21 protein-coding genes are annotated in these 16,684 nt (G+C 38.7%); 17 read left to right on the top strand and 4 right to left on the bottom strand.

The window, feature by feature from the left end:
• Positions 1 to 9 precede the first annotated feature (9 nt).
• The 7 genes from EJP82_RS02875 (at position 10) to EJP82_RS02845 (ending at position 5,652) form a co-directional block, all read left to right on the top strand.
• The gene (locus EJP82_RS02875; RefSeq protein ID WP_127190520.1) at positions 10 to 765 is read left to right on the top strand and encodes a hypothetical protein; all 756 of its coding nucleotides are present in this window, start codon (positions 10 to 12) and stop codon (positions 763 to 765) included.
• A 49-nt stretch (positions 766 to 814) separates the two neighbouring features.
• The gene (locus tag EJP82_RS02870; protein WP_127190519.1) at positions 815 to 1,201 is read left to right on the top strand and encodes a hypothetical protein; all 387 of its coding nucleotides are present in this window, start codon (positions 815 to 817) and stop codon (positions 1,199 to 1,201) included.
• A 54-nt stretch (positions 1,202 to 1,255) separates the two neighbouring features.
• Positions 1,256 to 1,921 carry a VOC family protein gene (locus EJP82_RS02865; protein WP_127190518.1) on the top strand — a complete coding sequence of 222 codons (666 nt, stop codon included), beginning with the start codon at positions 1,256 to 1,258 and terminating at the stop codon, positions 1,919 to 1,921.
• On the top strand, positions 1,899 to 2,441 hold the full coding sequence (locus EJP82_RS02860; protein ID WP_246053956.1) for an HXXEE domain-containing protein: 543 nt from the start codon (positions 1,899 to 1,901) through the stop codon (positions 2,439 to 2,441). The genes EJP82_RS02865 and EJP82_RS02860 overlap by 23 nt, the downstream gene beginning before the upstream one ends.
• A 19-nt stretch (positions 2,442 to 2,460) precedes the next feature.
• Positions 2,461 to 3,039: a nucleotidyltransferase family protein gene (locus EJP82_RS02855; RefSeq protein WP_127190517.1), complete on the top strand. Its 579-nt coding sequence runs from the start codon at positions 2,461 to 2,463 to the stop codon at positions 3,037 to 3,039.
• A gap of 71 nt (positions 3,040 to 3,110) precedes the next feature.
• Positions 3,111 to 3,557: an acetyltransferase gene (locus EJP82_RS02850; RefSeq protein WP_127190516.1), complete on the top strand. Its 447-nt coding sequence runs from the start codon at positions 3,111 to 3,113 to the stop codon at positions 3,555 to 3,557.
• Between the two features lie 373 nt (positions 3,558 to 3,930).
• A complete protein-coding gene (locus EJP82_RS02845) occupies positions 3,931 to 5,652 on the top strand; it encodes a proline--tRNA ligase (protein ID WP_127190515.1) in 1,722 nt (573 codons plus the stop codon).
• Between the two features lie 105 nt (positions 5,653 to 5,757).
• Here EJP82_RS02845 and EJP82_RS02840 read toward each other — a convergent pair whose 3' ends face one another.
• Together EJP82_RS02840 and EJP82_RS02835 are read right to left on the bottom strand one after the other, a co-directional pair.
• Entirely contained in the window at positions 5,758 to 6,489 is a 732-nt protein-coding gene (locus EJP82_RS02840) for a DUF3600 domain-containing protein (protein WP_170220116.1), read from the bottom strand.
• Entirely contained in the window at positions 6,479 to 7,063 is a 585-nt protein-coding gene (locus EJP82_RS02835) for a sigma-70 family RNA polymerase sigma factor (protein WP_127190513.1), read from the bottom strand. The genes EJP82_RS02840 and EJP82_RS02835 overlap by 11 nt, the downstream gene beginning before the upstream one ends.
• Positions 7,064 to 7,269: 206 nt before the next feature.
• On the opposite strand from EJP82_RS02835, the gene EJP82_RS02830 reads away from it, so the two are divergent.
• The 8 genes from EJP82_RS02830 to EJP82_RS02795 all read left to right on the top strand — a co-directional run bounded on the left by EJP82_RS02830 (position 7,270) and on the right by EJP82_RS02795 (position 14,090).
• Positions 7,270 to 8,121, top strand: coding sequence for an undecaprenyl-diphosphate phosphatase (locus tag EJP82_RS02830; protein WP_127190512.1), 852 nt, complete (start codon positions 7,270 to 7,272; stop codon positions 8,119 to 8,121).
• A gap of 221 nt (positions 8,122 to 8,342) precedes the next feature.
• Entirely contained in the window at positions 8,343 to 8,924 is a 582-nt protein-coding gene (locus EJP82_RS02825; protein WP_425464318.1) for a class I SAM-dependent methyltransferase, read from the top strand.
• Positions 8,924 to 9,583: a phosphatase PAP2 family protein gene (locus EJP82_RS02820; RefSeq protein ID WP_127190510.1), complete on the top strand. Its 660-nt coding sequence runs from the start codon at positions 8,924 to 8,926 to the stop codon at positions 9,581 to 9,583. The genes EJP82_RS02825 and EJP82_RS02820 overlap by 1 nt, the downstream gene beginning before the upstream one ends.
• A 96-nt stretch (positions 9,584 to 9,679) precedes the next feature.
• The gene (locus EJP82_RS02815; RefSeq protein ID WP_127190509.1) at positions 9,680 to 10,375 is read left to right on the top strand and encodes a response regulator transcription factor; all 696 of its coding nucleotides are present in this window, start codon (positions 9,680 to 9,682) and stop codon (positions 10,373 to 10,375) included.
• Positions 10,296 to 11,429 (top strand): ATP-binding protein, encoded by a 1,134-nt coding sequence (locus EJP82_RS02810; protein WP_281278179.1) that lies wholly within the window; start codon positions 10,296 to 10,298, stop codon positions 11,427 to 11,429. Before EJP82_RS02815 ends, EJP82_RS02810 begins: the two co-directional genes overlap by 80 nt.
• A 38-nt stretch (positions 11,430 to 11,467) precedes the next feature.
• A complete protein-coding gene (locus EJP82_RS02805; RefSeq protein ID WP_127190507.1) occupies positions 11,468 to 11,980 on the top strand; it encodes a GNAT family N-acetyltransferase in 513 nt (170 codons plus the stop codon).
• 393 nt (positions 11,981 to 12,373) lie between these two features.
• A complete protein-coding gene (locus tag EJP82_RS02800) occupies positions 12,374 to 12,832 on the top strand; it encodes a GNAT family N-acetyltransferase (protein ID WP_127190506.1) in 459 nt (152 codons plus the stop codon).
• A 322-nt stretch (positions 12,833 to 13,154) separates the two neighbouring features.
• Positions 13,155 to 14,090, top strand: a complete 936-nt coding sequence (locus tag EJP82_RS02795) for a hypothetical protein (RefSeq protein ID WP_127190505.1) — start codon at positions 13,155 to 13,157, stop codon at positions 14,088 to 14,090.
• Between the two features lie 176 nt (positions 14,091 to 14,266).
• On the opposite strand, the gene EJP82_RS02790 is transcribed toward EJP82_RS02795, so the two are convergent.
• Positions 14,267 to 14,884 carry a LysE family translocator gene (locus EJP82_RS02790; RefSeq protein ID WP_127190504.1) on the bottom strand — a complete coding sequence of 206 codons (618 nt, stop codon included), beginning with the start codon at positions 14,882 to 14,884 and terminating at the stop codon, positions 14,267 to 14,269.
• A gap of 29 nt (positions 14,885 to 14,913) precedes the next feature.
• Complete coding sequence (locus EJP82_RS02785; RefSeq protein ID WP_127190503.1) at positions 14,914 to 15,345, bottom strand: Lrp/AsnC family transcriptional regulator; 432 nt, start codon at positions 15,343 to 15,345, stop codon at positions 14,914 to 14,916.
• Between the two features lie 248 nt (positions 15,346 to 15,593).
• Between EJP82_RS02785 and EJP82_RS02780 the strand changes: the two genes are divergently transcribed.
• Positions 15,594 to 16,085 carry a DinB family protein gene (locus tag EJP82_RS02780; RefSeq protein WP_127190502.1) on the top strand — a complete coding sequence of 164 codons (492 nt, stop codon included), beginning with the start codon at positions 15,594 to 15,596 and terminating at the stop codon, positions 16,083 to 16,085.
• A 1-nt stretch (position 16,086) separates the two neighbouring features.
• Positions 16,087 to 16,683, top strand: a complete 597-nt coding sequence (locus EJP82_RS02775; protein ID WP_127190501.1) for an NAD(P)H-dependent oxidoreductase — start codon at positions 16,087 to 16,089, stop codon at positions 16,681 to 16,683.
• Position 16,684 lies beyond the last annotated feature (1 nt).

Genomic DNA, 16,684 nt, shown 5'->3' with positions numbered 1-16,684 from the left:
GGGCATATTATGACTAGGAATAATAAGGTATTACAATTATCCATACTTTTAGTCTGTGCGATTGTAGTAATCGTCGTAATAGGTCCATTTAAGAAGGATCAGCCCAGGCAGTTGGGCGAGAATGCACAGGGGCAAGCGTTCGCCAGTGTTCCAGAAGAATCCGTAGAAAATGAGGAAGTACAACAGTCCAGCGGGGGGGCCATATCTCTTGAACAAGTGAAAGAGTTGCTTATGAAACAAGGGATTAATGACGAGCTTTATTGGGAGGCACTTTCCTATGAAGAGGTTGAACTAGATGGAGATGATGAACCGGAAGTTGTAGCTGCGATTGATGGTGGATCTCATTTGGGTGCTTTTTTTATTTTTGATAAAACATCTTCAGGTGATTATAGTTTGATTTTTGATAAAAGTTGGAAGGTAGCATCACTTAATTTCGGTGCACCTATTGAGGTAGCGGAAAAAAAGTTGCTCCAAGTGATAGAAATGACAGGTGGTTCCGGAGTTAGTGTTCAGATAGCTCATTTATTGGAGATTCAAAATGGGGAAGTTATTGAAGCTTGGCAAGGTACTTTGAAAGATATGAATGCGATGTTTGGTGGCAACTATTACGTAGTTGCGGGTAGCTTCCAGATCGTAAATGATATTATGTATGCCTGGGAAACACGAAGTGAACTAGAAGATGATACAGTAACGGTTAAAGGGAAGCCTACAACAACGGTTAAAATGTATACCTATAATGGGACTCAGTTTATTGAACAAAAGTAGGATACGCTGAGCCGGATGAAAGTAACTGTCTAAGAAAGGATTTGGTTCTATGGAAGACTTTTATGGGATTGTAATACAACAATCGCTTAAAGATCACAAGACTGCCGATATTTTAGATATCGTGGCACATAAAATGATCGGTACGTGGGATTTTTTATTTGTAAGAGTTAGAGAACAGCAATTACATGAAACGATTATTGAACTCCAAGCTAATATGATTGATGTAGACTTGGATTGTTGGTATAACCACTTCTTTAAGAACGATGCTCTGGTTGTTGTATATCAAGATCAAGTATTTCAAACCACAGTGGATTCGCAGACTTGGGAAGACGTTGTTCAATATGGTCTGGATCATGGAATACCTATAGAGCAATTAGATTTTAATCCAAGAACACTGCGGGATTGTTGTGATTTTTTTGAAATAAAAATGACTTAAAACTAAAACTACGTATGATGCTCTTAGCGATTGCTTTGAACGGGAGGGACAGAAATGATTATAGAGAATATAACTTTATTGACCAGTCAACTTCAGGATCTGAAACTTTTTTATACGAATACATTAGAATGCACCCTAGTAGAAGATGATAGTGAGTATTTTACAATAAAGATAGGTTCGACAAACTTAACATTTAAGCTTACAAATCAATATGATGAACCCTTTTATCACTTAGCAATTAATATTCCTGAGAATATGTTCCGTGAGGTAAAAGAATGGGTCTCTACCAAAGTTCCTCTAATCAAAGAGGATGGTGCTGATGAGGTTTTCTTTGATTCATGGAATGCTGATTCAATTTATTGTGAAGATCCCTCGGGTAATATTGTAGAGTTTATAGCTCGGCACAATCTTGGCAATAGTACTACTCATTCATTTTCTGCGAAGGATTTCATTTGTATAAGTGAAGTTGGAATTGTTGCGGATGAAGTCACTCCACTAGCTAGGAAGCTAAATGATATGGGGATACCGCATTGGAGAGAGGGTAGTGAAGGTTTTGCTCCGCTGGGAGACGAGCATGGGCTGTTGATTGTGGTCAGAAAGGATCGAGAGTGGTACTTCTCGAATCATAAGAAAGCAAGACTCTTTCCAGTTGAATTATCTATAAAGGATATTGGAACCATAAGATTTGCTGAGGGGGATGTCATACAAAGTGATGACTGAGTCGATTATTTCAATCCAATCGGTTATGTGGTTATTTCTAGCTACCTTTATGATCCATGATTTTGAAGAAATCATATTCGTAGAGTATTGGATGAAGAGAAATTACCCCAAAATGAGTAATAAAATTCCAGGGCCAGCACGCAAGCTAGTAAAGAACATGTCAGAAGTAACATCAGCGCAATTTGCAGTAGCTGTGTGTCTAGAGTTTATCGTATTTGTACCTGTTACTTATCTAGCCGTGGAACATCAAAACTACATATTCTTTATCGGCTTTAATGCGCTATTATTCATCCATGTATTTACGCATCTGGGGCAGTCTATCTTCCTAAAATCGTATACTCCGGGAGTGGTAACTGCGCTTTTCGTTACTTTGCCATATTCGATTTACTTGTTCAATAGAATGGTAAGCGAAGGGCTTGTATCGTTTAAAGAAGTTCTTATTTATGCACCTGTAGGGTTAGTGCTGCTTCCTTTGGTCATGTTAGGACACAAATTAGGGAAAATGGTGATTCGTGATTAGGTAGCGAGGAGTTATTTAGATGAAGAACAAAGAAAGATTGTTGAATATTGTAGAAAAGAATCCGATCTTAATACAAGTTTTTGAACGTGTACAGGAACTTGGGTTAGAATCTTACTATGTAGGGGCAGGTTGTATTGTACAATCCGTATGGAATGAACTGACGAACCGGCCCTTAAATTATGGAATTAGTGATATTGATATTGTATATTTCAATGACAGCGACCTTTCATATCAAGCTGAAGATGAGATGATTACGTGGGGGAAAGAACTACTCTCAGATATCCCCATTCAGATCGATATGAAGAACCAAGCCAGGGTACATCTATGGTATGAAGAAAAGTTTGGTACAGCTATTAAGCCGTATCAGACAATTGAGGCAGCGATTGATACTTGGCCAACAACGGCCACATCACTGGGGTTAAGACTTGACCATACTCAGAATTGGACGTTATATGCACCGTTTGGATTAGACGATCTTATTAATATGGTAATTCGGCCTAATAAATCTTTAATTAGTGAAGCTGTATACAATAGCAAGGTGAAGAAATGGACAGCCAAGTGGCCTGAATTAGAAGTGGTTAAATGGGATCAAGAATAAAAAGATGAACGATTACAGATAATCTAACGCTGAATTAGTTTAACATTTAAAAGAACAAATAGGAGATAATAATGCAAGCAAAAATAGTCGCTTTCGAAGAAAAGTACCATGATAAGTTGGTAGATATTTGGCATAGAGCAGTGCGCGTGACCCACACTTTTTTAGAAGAAGAGGATATTCAATATTTCCATCATATGGTTCAAAATGGTGCATTAAAGGAGGTTGAGCTCTGGGTAGAAATAAACGCAGACCAAGAACCGATAGGATTTATTGGCCTTGATGGAACTAAAATAGAGATGTTATTTGTGGATCCAAAGTACCGTGGTCAGGGTATAGGTTCTCATTTAGTGAAACATGCAGGAGAAATCAAAGGGAATAAACTACAAGTTGACGTCAACGAGCAAAACGAACAGGCGTATGCTTTTTATAAGCGATATAATTGTGAGCTGATTGGGTGCTCTGAACTAGATGGATCGGGCAAACCATTTCCCTTACTACACCTAGAGCTTATGTTATGAAACTAACTTAACAAACAAAACGGTCATTGATTTTGCAAACAATCTGTTGCTTGACTAATATATTTTAATCATGTAATGTAAATAAAAATTATAATATGAAAAGCTTTGACCAAGACTAAAGAGTTCAATATATCGTCGTACAGAGAAGAAACCCACGGGCTGAAAGGTTTCTTGAAGCGAGTGAACTTTAACCTATCTTGTGAGCTGTGATGGAATTTACTTTCCATTACCGGTATATGCCGTTATCTTAATAAGGACTGCTTACATATACAATGTTACTGCGGTCAAATATAGGGTGGTATCACGACACATTCGTCCCTGACGAATGTGTCTTTTTGTTTTTTTGAACAACTTATTATGGGGGGAAATATTCATGCGACAAAGTACATTATTTCATAATACATTACGTGAATCACCGTCTGACGCAGAGGTAGTTAGTCATCAGTTGATGTTACGCGCAGGATTTATCCGGCAATTAGCTGCGGGAATTTATACCTATATGCCACTCGGTAGACGGGTACTCCGCAAAGCAGAGCAAATCGTGCGGGAGGAAATGGACCGGGCAGGTGCTCAAGAATTGTTAATGCCAGCAATGCAACCTGCCGAACTTTGGAAAGAGTCGGGTCGATATTCCCAGTATGGGCCAGAGTTAATTCGATTAAGAGACCGACATGATCGAGAATTTGCACTAGGACCAACACATGAAGAAGTCATCACTTCTTTAGTGACAAATGAAATTAACTCCTACCGCAGATTACCTGTAACCTTGTACCAAATTCAGACTAAGTTTCGTGACGAACGACGTCCGCGTTTTGGGTTACTTCGAGGACGAGAATTTCTAATGAAAGACGCCTATTCGTTTGATACAGATTGGAAAGGGTTAGATAGATCTTATTGGAATATGTTTCATGCTTATCAACGGATTTTCACTAGACTTGGAATCAACTTTCGCGCGGTAGAGGCAGATGCAGGTACTATTGGGGGCGAAGGTGGAACACATGAATTTATGGCATTGGCCGATATAGGCGAAGACACGATTGCGGCTTGTACATGCTGTGATTATGCAGCAAATTTAGAGAAAGCGGAGTCTGGAACAACTGATATACCAGATGGTCAAATGATCTCTGACGATGATACGGAGGTAGAGAAGTTCTATACTCCTGAGATTAAGACGATTGAACAACTTGTCCAGTCGCTTCAAATCAGTCCAATGGATATCATCAAAACGGTTGTATTTATAGCAGACGATAAAGTAGTTGCTGTTGCTGTCAGAGGTGATCATGAGATCAATGAAATTAAAGTGAAGAATTATCTTGGGGCTCAGGACATTGTAATTGCTGATTCGGAAGCATTGGCGAAAATATCTGGTGTGACAGTTGGGTTTATAGGGCCTATGGATTTACCATTCCCAGTATTAGTTGATCACACTGTAGCTCATATGACGAGTGGTATAGCAGGTGCTAATGAGTTAAATCATCATGTTCGTAATTTATATCCTATACGTGATTTGGAGCTTACACATGTGGGGGATTTCCGTAATGTAACTGAGGGTGAGAAATGTCCTCGTTGTGAGGAAGGGATATTAAAATTCAATCGAGGTATTGAAATTGGGCATGTTTTCAAACTGGGAACCAAGTACAGTGAGCAACTAGGCGCCACTTTCTTAGATCCATCTGGTAAGGAACAGACAATGATTATGGGTTGCTATGGAATTGGAGTATCGCGGATACTGTCCGCCGTGATTGAGCAAAACCATGATGATAATGGGGTCATTTGGCCAACAACACTAGCGCCGTTTCAAGTTCACCTCATTCCGATTTCAATAAAAGATGACAAACAAACCGAACTAGCTCAGAAGTTGTATCATCTTTTACTTGAGAACGGCATTGAAGTGTTAATGGATGATAGAGATGAACGTCCAGGTGTAAAATTCAAAGATTCAGATTTGATCGGGATTCCAATTAGAATCATAGTGGGTAAAGGTGCCGAGCAAGAGCATGTTGAAATTACCCTGCGAAAACATAACGTAAAAGAGTCACTTCATGTTGATGATGCTATCGCACGAATTAATGAATTGGTGAAGAGTATCCATTAATTTCCTTTATTTATCAGGGCTCATCCCTGAAAAATGCATAAAAGATACAAGAAGGCATGTCTGCATATTTGCAGGCATGCCTTTTGCTACTTGAACTTGTTACTACTATTCTAACCTATCTAAATAGGATTGAAGCTGTTCTTGGATTTGCTCTAATCTTGATTTATCTTGGTCAGATAAACGATCTTGATGGAATTTCCCCTTTGCATCGACGGCCTTAACAGATATCTCCTTACTCTCATCAAATAGGTTAACAAATTGGGCGAGTTCCTCTTCGCTTAATACTTTTTCAGCTTTGTCTAGATCTAGATCTAGATAAACCGAATTAGGGTTACGATTTGTCTTTGATGATGCTTGCTCGTTTATTTTGTTGAACAGGGGCTCCAGAGATGTATTCAACTTTGTATATTGTTGTTGTTCATCTGCACTTAATTGGTCTGGGTGAAGCGTACCCTCAGAATCTGCGATCTTTAGATTAAATTCACCTAATTGTTTAAGCAGGGACATAAAGACCGTGAATTCTTCCGTGCTTAATAGTTGTTTGGATTCTTGGAGTTTAGATTCGAGTTTCTCATATGCTTCAACTGTACCGCCTATCTGAACAACATTTTGTTGTGATCCATAGATGGAGTCCGCTAGATAATTATAAGCAGCAAAGGCTCCAGTAGGTATAAGTAGAGCAGCCACTATGATACTTGATAACATCCACTTTTTCATTCGTTTTCCTCCTTGTTTTACGGTAACTTGATTCATTATTCTTTCCTTCAGTTCCGGTGAAGCCGACAATTCAGTACTTTTTTGTTGAAGTGCTGATCGCAACTCTTCTTCAAGATTCATGAAGGTTCTCCACCTTTCCCATAAAAATAATATTGTTGTTCTGTTTTTTACGTAACTTCTGTAAGGCAGCATGAATACGAGATTTTACGGTTCCAAGAGGAATTTCCAAAATACCTGCCACCTCTTCTTGCGAATATTCATTTAGATAATGTAGAATCACGACTTGTTTTAACTTAAAAGGTAACTGTTCTACGGCAGCTAGCAGAGCGCGATTACATAATTTGTCCACGACTTCATGTGAGAAATCATAGGCTATAGGGTTCTCATAGTTTTGTGCTTTTTTAGTTGTCCGGAGATGCGTCCATCTCTTTCTTCGAAAAGCATGAATCTGTCGTATGACGAGGCCCATTAACCAAGGGCGAAAAGGTCTACTAGCGTCAAATTGTCCTAGAGACTTGTGCACTTGCATATAAATCTCTTGAACGACATCATCTACATCAGATGGATCTCCAACGAGGAAATGAACGGTTTTGTAAACATCTTGTATAGTCATTTCATATAGCTCACTGTACGATTCACGACTGCCGGCAAGCGTAAGCGCAATGAGCTTGGTATATTCTTGTGGTTGGTTCAACCGCCATTCCCCCTTTGGTCTTACACTGTATATTGGTCAGTATGGAATATATCGTTCGATTTATTTTTGATACAGAGATTGATTTACTAGTATTGATTCTGAATAGTTAATAAATTCTTAATTTTTAATGGTTTAATGTATAGTATATTAGAGTAGGTTAAAATACAAAGACTAATCTTCGAATGGAAAAGGGAAGGGAGAATTTGATGGACAGCATTATAGCAATCATTAAATCAATCATACTTGGAATTGTGGAGGGTGTAACCGAATTTTTGCCCGTGTCTTCTACAGGGCATCTGATTATCTTTGAACAATTAATGGGCTTTTCAGGTACACACCCAAATTTTGTTGAGATGTACACTTACGTGATTCAACTTGGAGCTATACTGGCAGTTGTAATTCTCTATTGGCGGAAAATAAAAGATACCCTTGTTAATTTCTCTCCTAAAAAGGTAGGATATGAAAAATCAGGGTTTAAATTTTGGCTAATGATTGTGATTGCTTGTATTCCTGGGGGCGTCTTCGGGATACTATTTAACGATATGGCTGACAAATACTTATTCACTCCAGTTGTCGTTGCGTTCACATTGTTTGGCGGTGGGATCTGGATGATGTATGCGGAATCGAAGTTTAGAAATAACAACCTGAGTGAAGACCGTGAGCTGAACGTAACTGTAAAGCAAGCGATTATTATCGGGTTGTTTCAATGTTTAGCTATTATACCGGGGATGTCACGTTCAGCTTCAACCATTATCGGTGGTTGGGTTTCGGGGCTTACTACTGTAGTAGCGGCTGAGTTCTCATTCTTCTTAGCCATCCCAGTTATGGTTGGCATGAGTTTTCTGAAGATTATGAAGATGGGTGGCTTTTCCGGCCTTTCATCAGAAGAACTCATTTCGCTGGCAACTGGTTTTATCGTTTCATTTGTCGTTGCTTTAGCCGTTATCAAAAAGTTTATCGCTTACTTGCAAAAGAAACCAATGAAGGTTTTTGCCATCTACAGAATGATCTTCGCTATTGTGGTTTTGGCAGCCGGCATTGCAGGAATATTTAAATAAGAATATTGGTTAAATTCGGAGCAGCTCAGTAGAGCTGCTTTTTTTTTTTTTTTGGAAAATATTTATGAACGTGCCAAGTACCACTAGGCATTTCACCTTACGTCCTTCTCTGAATCTCTCAATGGTCACTCCATATCTTCAGAATTAATTCAGATTATTCCTGACTTTATCTGAAGAAGTTTTGAGTATGATGGTGAAAATTGAAGAGGGGAGACACCGTAATTATGAGTATTAGTGGGCAAGTTCAAGAAAAGATAACATTTTTCTATAAGTTTATTCAGTCACCAGGGCAGATCGGAAGTGTAACACCAAGCTCTAAATATCTAGCAAGAGCAATGGTTGATTCAGTTCCTTGGGATGAGGTCAACCATGTTGCAGAGCTTGGGGCAGGAACGGGAGCTATAACGAAATATATTCGGTCAGCAGCTAATAGCAACACCCGAATAATGCTGTTTGAGAAAGACCCAACTTTATATCGTTCGTTAAAATATCAATATTCGGAGTTTCCATGTTATAAGGATGCTTACCGATTACAATTTTCCATGGGTGTGGAAAAGATGGAACGGCTCGATTGTGTCATCAGCGGACTACCATTTTTTAATTTCCCCCAAGAAATGCGTGATAAGTTAATGGATCAAATTGTCGGTTCACTGAGGAACGGCGGACTATTCATTGCTTTTCAATATTCGCATCAAATGAAAAAGCAATTATCTGAACGTTTCGATATTGAAACTATTAAATTTGTAGCCTTAAACTTTCCGCCAGCTTTCGTTTATGTTTGTAGAAAACGAGGTGTAAGCTGATGAAGCTAGAACTTAATTCCAAATTGAAGAAATATCGTCCGCTATTATGGATATTAGTTATTCCTTTGTTGAATATTTGTTACGGATTATTAAACCATGAGGGTGTACGCGCCAATAATTTGATGACTGAACTAGATGCGCAAATTCCCTTCGTACCAGCGTTTATTATTCCTTATATACTTTGGTATCCCTTTATTATTGTAATGTTGGTTGTTATTTTTCTGAAAAGCAAAAACACCTATTATCGAACGCTGCTCACCTTTTGTCTTGGACTAATCGTATCTTATATCATCTATTATTTTTATCAGACAACAGTACCGCGTCCGCAAGTGAATGACAATGGAATTATATATTCTCTTGTGCGTTTTATATATATGACGGATCAACCGTTTAACTGTTTTCCTAGTATTCATGTCCTGACCAGTTATTTAGTTTGGAAGGGCTCATCGAATTGTAGGGATTTATCGTTCAAATCACGTTCATTAATTACTCTAATGATGGGGGCTATCGTTGTTTCTACGCTTTTTGTGAAGCAGCATTATGTATTAGATATTGCCGGGGCCATATTTATAGTTGAAGTATTATATTACATTGTAGGCAAATTGCTCCCGTTCAGCATACAAGCAGAGCATAAAGCTTCGGTAAGCAGCTCATTATAAGAGTAGCTTACCGTATCTTCTATAGAATAATAAAATGATTTTGTCATCCTATGTTCATTACAGGGATACATTTCGACCCTTGGAGGGACCCGATTTATGAGCGTAAAAATATTAGTTGTTGACGATGACGCGGAGATTCGTGATGTCCTACATATTTATCTCCGCAATGAAGGGTATCAGGTTGTGGAGGCTGAGGACGGGGTCAAAGCACTTGAACTCCTGCGGCATGAACAGTTTGATCTCATTATTTTGGATATTATGATGCCTAATTTAGATGGGATTTCAGCTTGTCTAAAAATCAGAGAGAATTCAGGAATTCCAATCATCATGCTCTCAGCTAAAGGAGAGGATATTGATAAAATCACAGGTCTTTCCACGGGTGGGGATGACTATATGACCAAGCCGTTTAACCCTCTAGAATTAATAGCCAGAATCAAAGCACTGTTAAGGAGACAAAATTACGCATCCTTAGTTCAGCCGACAAATGAGGGTGAGATTTGTATTGATGATCTTGTAATCAACAAGGACTATCATCAGGTAACGGTGCGAGGCAAAGAAGTTTCATTAACTCCTATTGAATTTTCAATACTGGAATTGTTAGCTGCTCATCGTGGTCAAGTATTTAGCATTGATAAAATTTATCAAAAAGTGTGGAAGGAGCAAACTGCGTTTTTCTCCGAAAATACGGTCATGGTCCACATCCGCAACATTCGTGAGAAGATCGAGGTCAACCCTAGAACTCCTCAATATATTAAAACAGTATGGGGAGTGGGGTATCGGATTGATAAATAAATTTTGGGTATTCATAAGTGGAAAAAGAAGTATTTCAGCGCAATTGATCTGGGTAATTTTTATTAGTTTCATAATAACAAATATCGTATTTTCTATTATCCCTCACGATATAAACGAGCTAATAAGATTATTAATATTTATTGGTATTTATATAGTCTGCTTCATCATACTTACGCGAAATATCGTAAAGAATCTATCGCAACTGTCCAATGGCTTGATGGTTATTGCAAGAGGAGATTTGAATTATCGACTTCCAATTTCGAGGTTAGATGAGCTTGGGGCCGTTGCACAGAATGTCAACCATATGGCAGAGCAATTACAGAAACAAGTAGAACGTGAACGACAGCTTGAGAGTTCTAAGATGGAGTTAATCACAAATGTATCTCACGATCTAAGAACCCCATTAACAAGCATTATAGGATATCTGGATTTACTTAAAAAGCAAGCATTTCAAGATGAGAATGAGCGAGAACGGTATATAAATAATGCGTTTAATAAAACGCAGCAGCTTAAGAAGTTGATTGATGATTTGTTTGAATATACACGTCTATCCTATGGCGATACTCAGATGAACTTGCAGGAAGTCGACTTTCATAGTTTAATCGAACAAATGGCTTCTGAATTTGAACCTGTTGCTAGAGAGCAGGGGATTAATCTAATAAAGGCATTAAGTCCTGATCCCATCTTCATGAGAATAGATGTTGAGAAGATAGTTCGAGCCATTGATAATCTGCTCATGAATGCTTTGAAATTCTCGTTAGTACCTGGAGAAATTAGAATAAATCTGTTTTCTCAAGGAAGAGTTGTTAAATTATCCATCGAAAATCATGGTAACCCCATAACCAAAGAACAGGAAGAACAACTATTTGAACGTTTCTATACGATGCAACCCTCACAAAGCGAGGTGAATTTACCTTCAGGATATGGACTTGGTTTGTCGATTGCGAAAAGTATTGTTGAACTTCAAGGAGGTCGCATTTGGCTTGAGCATAATGAGGGATATTATAGATTCAATATTGAGTTGAATAGGTCCGTAACCAAAGAAGAGGGATGAGTGAGCATAATATGGGGAACAAGGGGAATATGGAGAATATGAGCAATAATCTCCGAATCATAAAAATAGATTCATTAATGCCACAGCAGCTAAACCAATTTTCTGAATTACTGGTTAGTGTAGTGGATGATGGAGCTTCCATCGGTTTTCTTCCACCAATGAGCAAGGATGAAGCTATAAACTATTGGCATAAAGTCATCGAACCAGGGGTTATTCTATGGGCAGTAGTGCAGAATGATAGCATTGTTGGAACGATACAACTACAATTAGCCCATAAACAAAACGCTCGTCACAGAGCAGAAATCGCTAAATTAATGGTACATCCAGAATATCGAAGAATGGGCATTGCGCAATTGCTAATGCAAACAGCAGAGGAGCAAGCAAGAACTGAGAGTAGGACACTATTAGTATTGGATACTAGAGCAGGAGATCCCTCGAACCATCTATATCTTTCCTTTGGTTATACTGAAGCTGGACGTATTCCAAACTATGCCGAGTCAGCTGATGGAACATTGCATGAAACGGTTTATTATTATAAGCAAATTGGATAGAGAGTTCACTTATCAAAAAAGAAAATTAAACCTTTCAAATCGACCCTTAGATTTCTAATCTTTGGGTCGATTTATTTTATGGCATATTGTGGTAATATTACATAAAGTAATAATTGTCGAGATGGGGAAAGAGAGTGAGTAAGGCAAGAAATGATTATTTACAAAAGATCAACCATAGTTTAATGGCTATAGCTGCTGGAATGATTAGTTGTATGCTTCTTGTTTTATCACTATATTTTCTGTTTTCAAATGATAAGATAACAGTGTTGTGTCTTATTCTTTCCTTTCTCTTTTCTCTTTTAGGAGTGTGTGTTGGGATTTGATACTAGTGTCATTATTTCTAACTGTCAGCTTATTTACAAGCTAAATTTATTAAGGAGCAAATACCAAACCATGAACAATCCAATTCAAATTTACCAAGCGACGATTGCAGACTTAGAAATTTTAGTACCCATTTTTGATCAGTATAGGGTGTTTTATCATCAAGTCTCAGATCTCGAGGGAGCGCGGAAGTTTTTGTTCAGTCATTTTGAACATCAGGAATCAGTCGTATTTATAGCTAAGGATAACGTTTCTGGTCAATGTACTGGCTTCGCTCAATTATATCCTGTATTCTCGTCCATTTCGATGAAGAAAGCTTGGATCCTAAATGATTTATTTGTATCAGAGGGATACCGTAAACAGGGGATTGCCAAGATGCTATTAACTGGCGTGTCGGACTTTGCTCGCCTTACTAAGGCTAAGGGAATTGAATTAAGTACGGCATTGGATAACAAGGGTGTCCAAAGGCTGTATGAACAATTTGGCTTTACCAGAGATGAAGAATTTTATCATTATTACTTGTCGTTGTAAGATGACAGAACAACAAGGAATGGGAACAATTATCTATATAAGATGAATTATNAGATGACAGAACAACAAGGAATGGGAACAATTATCTATATAAGATGAATTATAGAATGATGATATAGCGGAGAGAGCGAAATGATTCTGAAGAAGCTAAAAGCTTTCCTTGGGAAAGCTATATCGGAAGCATAAGCTTTGTCCCCGAATTTCAACCATAACAGTTCAATCAAGAAATTTGGGGACAACAGCGATCGTAAGAACTCTTCGCTCTCGGAGCCTATCAGCACAATGATTATTTCAACTTGTCTAGTTGAGCGGAGGTTTAAGAATGAGAAAGATATGTTTTGTTATCATACTTTTTTTAATTTTTTTGGTTGGCTGTACCAATGAAAAAGTAAAACCAATACCGTCCTCAACACCAACACCAACACCAACACCAATACCAGTACCGGACAAAGAAAATAATCAGCCACAAGTAGAGCAAGATCCAGTTGAGCAAGTAAAACCAGCTATAGATACAAGTAAATTAGGTAAAGTCTTTGGTTTTTCTGGGGTAAAGGGTCAACAAATCCTCGTAACAGGTTTGGGTATGGGCCAGGAAGACGTTATGTTACCACTGAATAAAGCAATAGGTGCAAATGGTGAGGTTGTGCCCATTAAATATTTGGAGTGGCAGGAAGGCAACGAAGAGCTTAATAACGGCAGAGATCTTTCGATCAATATGGCTAATATGCCCGGGTATCTTTTTACTGTGGAGGAAGGATCAGTTCAGGAGGATCAAACTTATTATCTGATCAATGATGCGCAATTTGACACGGGGGCTTTATTGGCGATTCAAGTGAAGAATGAACTTGTTAGCGATGAGCAACTCTTGAGCCAATTGCAAGCTATCCATGATCGTAAGATAGAACAGGCTTGGACTCTTGCTGAAATTGAAGATACGGATGAACTTTATTTGGTACATTTCGAAACGGTGGGTGAAGAACATTTATTCAGTCTTGTTTTGAAACGGGGGGATAAGTTTATTGTAAAAGACTATCCAGAGACCCAGAAAGAAACTACATCCGTATGGCGTGTTGATGATGGTGGTGAAATATCGGCGGATAATTTCTCGATGATGTTCGCAGTAAACACAAGTGATGGAATTTTATTAAGCTTGAACTGGTGGGGGTTTGAGGGTGTGAATTCCATATTCTTGTTGGAACAGGATCAAATATTAAAGGAACTCGAAACGAGATACGGTCGTTATACATTCCCTATATAACGAATGCGGATAAGACTGTTATTAGCTTTCATCAAGAAAAGTTGCAGGATGCGATGGTCAGAGAGGATATGAAACAATATTGGAGGTTGTAGTGAACAGGATTATGGAACTAGCGATGAGTAAGACATCAGTCAAATAAATGCAAAGAACTATTGGAGCTTTCCCTGGGGAGTTTTTTATCTTGTAATTTGTAGTAATGTCCAAATGCCAAACCCGATAAGTATAACAGCGGAAAGACGGTTGATGAGACGAAGGGAGTATGGGCTGAGCAAGGTTTTACGAAACAGGCTTACTCCCATACTAAGTAGAATCCACCATAAGGCTGATCCCAGAAAAACTCCACTAACGAGTCCCATAATCTGTGTGCCACCGCTATTTGGGACAGTAAACCCGGTTGCTGCAAATATGCTTGCAAAGGAAACGATGGTCATGGGATTAGCAAGAGTCAGAAGGAAAGTAGAGGCAAACGAACCTAGAAGATGTTGCTCCGAAGACTCTATTGATTGAGTAGTTTTACGAAAAAATGTGGAAAGGCCTAAATAACAAAGAAATATACCACCACAGAGTCGTATGAAATCTAAATATTGAAGCAGAAATGAGGAAGCTGCAGTAACACCGAGCCCCGCGATAACACCATAGCAGGCATCTGCTGTGGCAACACCGAACCCGGCAGCATACCCAGCCCCTCTGCCACCTGATAAAGTAGAACGAATGCACACCATACTAATAGGACCCATGGGGGCAGCAATCGACAGCCCCAAGAGAATACCTTTTAATATAGTATTGGGGTCCATGTATATCTCTCCTTCAATCTAAGTTCATCTTACTCTTCCTTCAATGTGGATAGAATGATGACCGTATTTGTTTTCGATACACCTGGAATACCCTTTAACGAAACTGAGATGAATTGTTCTAGTGCTGAAATATCTGGGACGGCTACTTTAAGCATATAATCATATTCACCAGCTAGGTGATGACACTCAAGAACATAGATAGACTTGATAATGGTTGCCCTGAAATTATCTACATTTTCAGTTCTGTCGAGCATGACGGATACATAAGCCATCTGGGCTTGACCCATGACACTTCGATTCAGTTTCAATGTAAATTGTTCAATGACCCCCTTTTCTTCCAGCTTTCGAATTCTATCAGATACGGATGGGACGGATAGATGAATACATTTGCTAATGTCAGAACTGGTCATACGGCCATTTTGCTTCAAAAGTTCGATGATTTGGGTATCCAAAGCATCCATAATACAACCACCTTTCTATGTAAAAAAATCAGTATTAATTATTAAGTCAATTATAGTATTTTATTGAAAGTATTTGTTAAAATATTAAAAAACACTAATAAATTTAAGTGATTAGCACGTCTAACTTTAATATTTTATGTGTTGCGTGATAGAGAAGTAAACAAACTTAATAGATTTAAGTGAACTTGGAAATAAGCTATACTGAAACTAGTGAATGAATGAGAAAATTTAGGAGGTAACGATAAGGTATGGAGGAAAAAGAACAATTGCTGCATCAATTCCATGATTGGGTAAATTTTGTACATATGCTTAATGAAAGGGATGCAGGTTTATGGAACTATCCAATCGCCGAGGGGAAATGGACCGTTCGGGATGTAGTCAGTCATATTATGCATTGGGACAAGTATTTCCTAAATGAGGCGATTATGAAGATTGCTGAGGAGGGAAGGGTAGCAACTCAGCATCAAGATTTCGATGAGTTTAACGAGCAAGCGCGGCAAATCGGGTGGCAGGTAAATATCAATGCATTGGCTGAACAATCCATCCAAGCACGGGAGCAGATCATTCAGCAGATCTCTTCCATGTCTCAGGAGCAGTATGAAGGCGTATATATGGATGATGATGGCAATGATTTTGGGTTAGCGCAATATTTGCAGGATTTCATTTGGCATGATCAACATCATATGAAACAAATCATGGACTTATTGAAACTCAATTTTCACAACTCAAAGGGGGACTAAAATGAAAGTATCAGTCATCTTGGGACATCCGTACGATAAAAGCTTTAATCATGCTATAGCGGAGAGGGCAGTGTCGATATTAGAACAGAATGGACATCAAGTTTCCTTTCACGATCTTTATCAAGAACAATTCAACCCTATCATCTCCGCACAGGAGCTCGTCAGTGACAAAACGGATGATCCATTAGTTCAATTGCATTGTGATGAGATTCAAGAAGCCGACGGCATTATTATCATTCATCCTAATTGGTGGGGACAACCTCCGGCGATCCTGAAAGGTTGGGTTGATCGAGTTCTACGTCAAGAAGTGGCGTATACTTTCGATGCAGGGGATAGTGGGGGAGGACTTCCGATTGGGTTGTTGAAGGCAAAAGTTGGGGTTGTTTTCAATACTTCCAACACTCCCGAGGATCGGGAATTGAATGTCTTTGGAGATCCATTGGAGAAGATTTGGAAGTCATGTGTGTTTGATTTTTGTGGGCTGAGTCATGTCGTTAGAAGGATGTATTGTGTTGTTGCAGACAGCTCACTCGAAGAACGAGCTGCCTGGTTAGAAGAAACAGCGAATATCATTATAGAACAATTTCCAAAGGAGTGAC

Source organism: Paenibacillus anaericanus (genome assembly GCF_003994475.1).
Classification (GTDB): domain Bacteria; phylum Bacillota; class Bacilli; order Paenibacillales; family Paenibacillaceae; genus Fontibacillus; species Fontibacillus anaericanus.
This window is presented reverse-complemented; position numbering and strand designations above follow the sequence as displayed.

Bases quoted from the DNA above. Each gene is read 5' to 3' on its own strand.
- EJP82_RS02860 (WP_246053956.1), top strand. From the start codon at position 1,899: ATGTCATACAAAGTGATGACTGAGTCGATTATTTCAATCCAATCGGTT.
- EJP82_RS02875 (WP_127190520.1), top strand. From the start codon at position 10: ATGACTAGGAATAATAAGGTATTACAATTATCCATACTTTTAGTCTGT.
- EJP82_RS02780 (WP_127190502.1), top strand. From the start codon at position 15,594: ATGGAGGAAAAAGAACAATTGCTGCATCAATTCCATGATTGGGTAAAT.
- EJP82_RS02845 (WP_127190515.1), top strand. From the start codon at position 3,931: ATGCGACAAAGTACATTATTTCATAATACATTACGTGAATCACCGTCT.
- EJP82_RS02795 (WP_127190505.1), top strand. From the start codon at position 13,155: ATGAGAAAGATATGTTTTGTTATCATACTTTTTTTAATTTTTTTGGTT.
- EJP82_RS02785 (WP_127190503.1), bottom strand. From the start codon at position 15,345: ATGGATGCTTTGGATACCCAAATCATCGAACTTTTGAAGCAAAATGGC.
- EJP82_RS02800 (WP_127190506.1), top strand. From the start codon at position 12,374: ATGAACAATCCAATTCAAATTTACCAAGCGACGATTGCAGACTTAGAA.
- EJP82_RS02855 (WP_127190517.1), top strand. From the start codon at position 2,461: ATGAAGAACAAAGAAAGATTGTTGAATATTGTAGAAAAGAATCCGATC.
- EJP82_RS02870 (WP_127190519.1), top strand. From the start codon at position 815: ATGGAAGACTTTTATGGGATTGTAATACAACAATCGCTTAAAGATCAC.
- EJP82_RS02805 (WP_127190507.1), top strand. From the start codon at position 11,468: ATGAGCAATAATCTCCGAATCATAAAAATAGATTCATTAATGCCACAG.
- EJP82_RS02830 (WP_127190512.1), top strand. From the start codon at position 7,270: ATGGACAGCATTATAGCAATCATTAAATCAATCATACTTGGAATTGTG.
- EJP82_RS02840 (WP_170220116.1), bottom strand. From the start codon at position 6,489: ATGAATCTTGAAGAAGAGTTGCGATCAGCACTTCAACAAAAAAGTACT.
- EJP82_RS02850 (WP_127190516.1), top strand. From the start codon at position 3,111: ATGCAAGCAAAAATAGTCGCTTTCGAAGAAAAGTACCATGATAAGTTG.
- EJP82_RS02790 (WP_127190504.1), bottom strand. From the start codon at position 14,884: ATGGACCCCAATACTATATTAAAAGGTATTCTCTTGGGGCTGTCGATT.
- EJP82_RS02820 (WP_127190510.1), top strand. From the start codon at position 8,924: ATGAAGCTAGAACTTAATTCCAAATTGAAGAAATATCGTCCGCTATTA.
- EJP82_RS02775 (WP_127190501.1), top strand. From the start codon at position 16,087: ATGAAAGTATCAGTCATCTTGGGACATCCGTACGATAAAAGCTTTAAT.
- EJP82_RS02865 (WP_127190518.1), top strand. From the start codon at position 1,256: ATGATTATAGAGAATATAACTTTATTGACCAGTCAACTTCAGGATCTG.
- EJP82_RS02815 (WP_127190509.1), top strand. From the start codon at position 9,680: ATGAGCGTAAAAATATTAGTTGTTGACGATGACGCGGAGATTCGTGAT.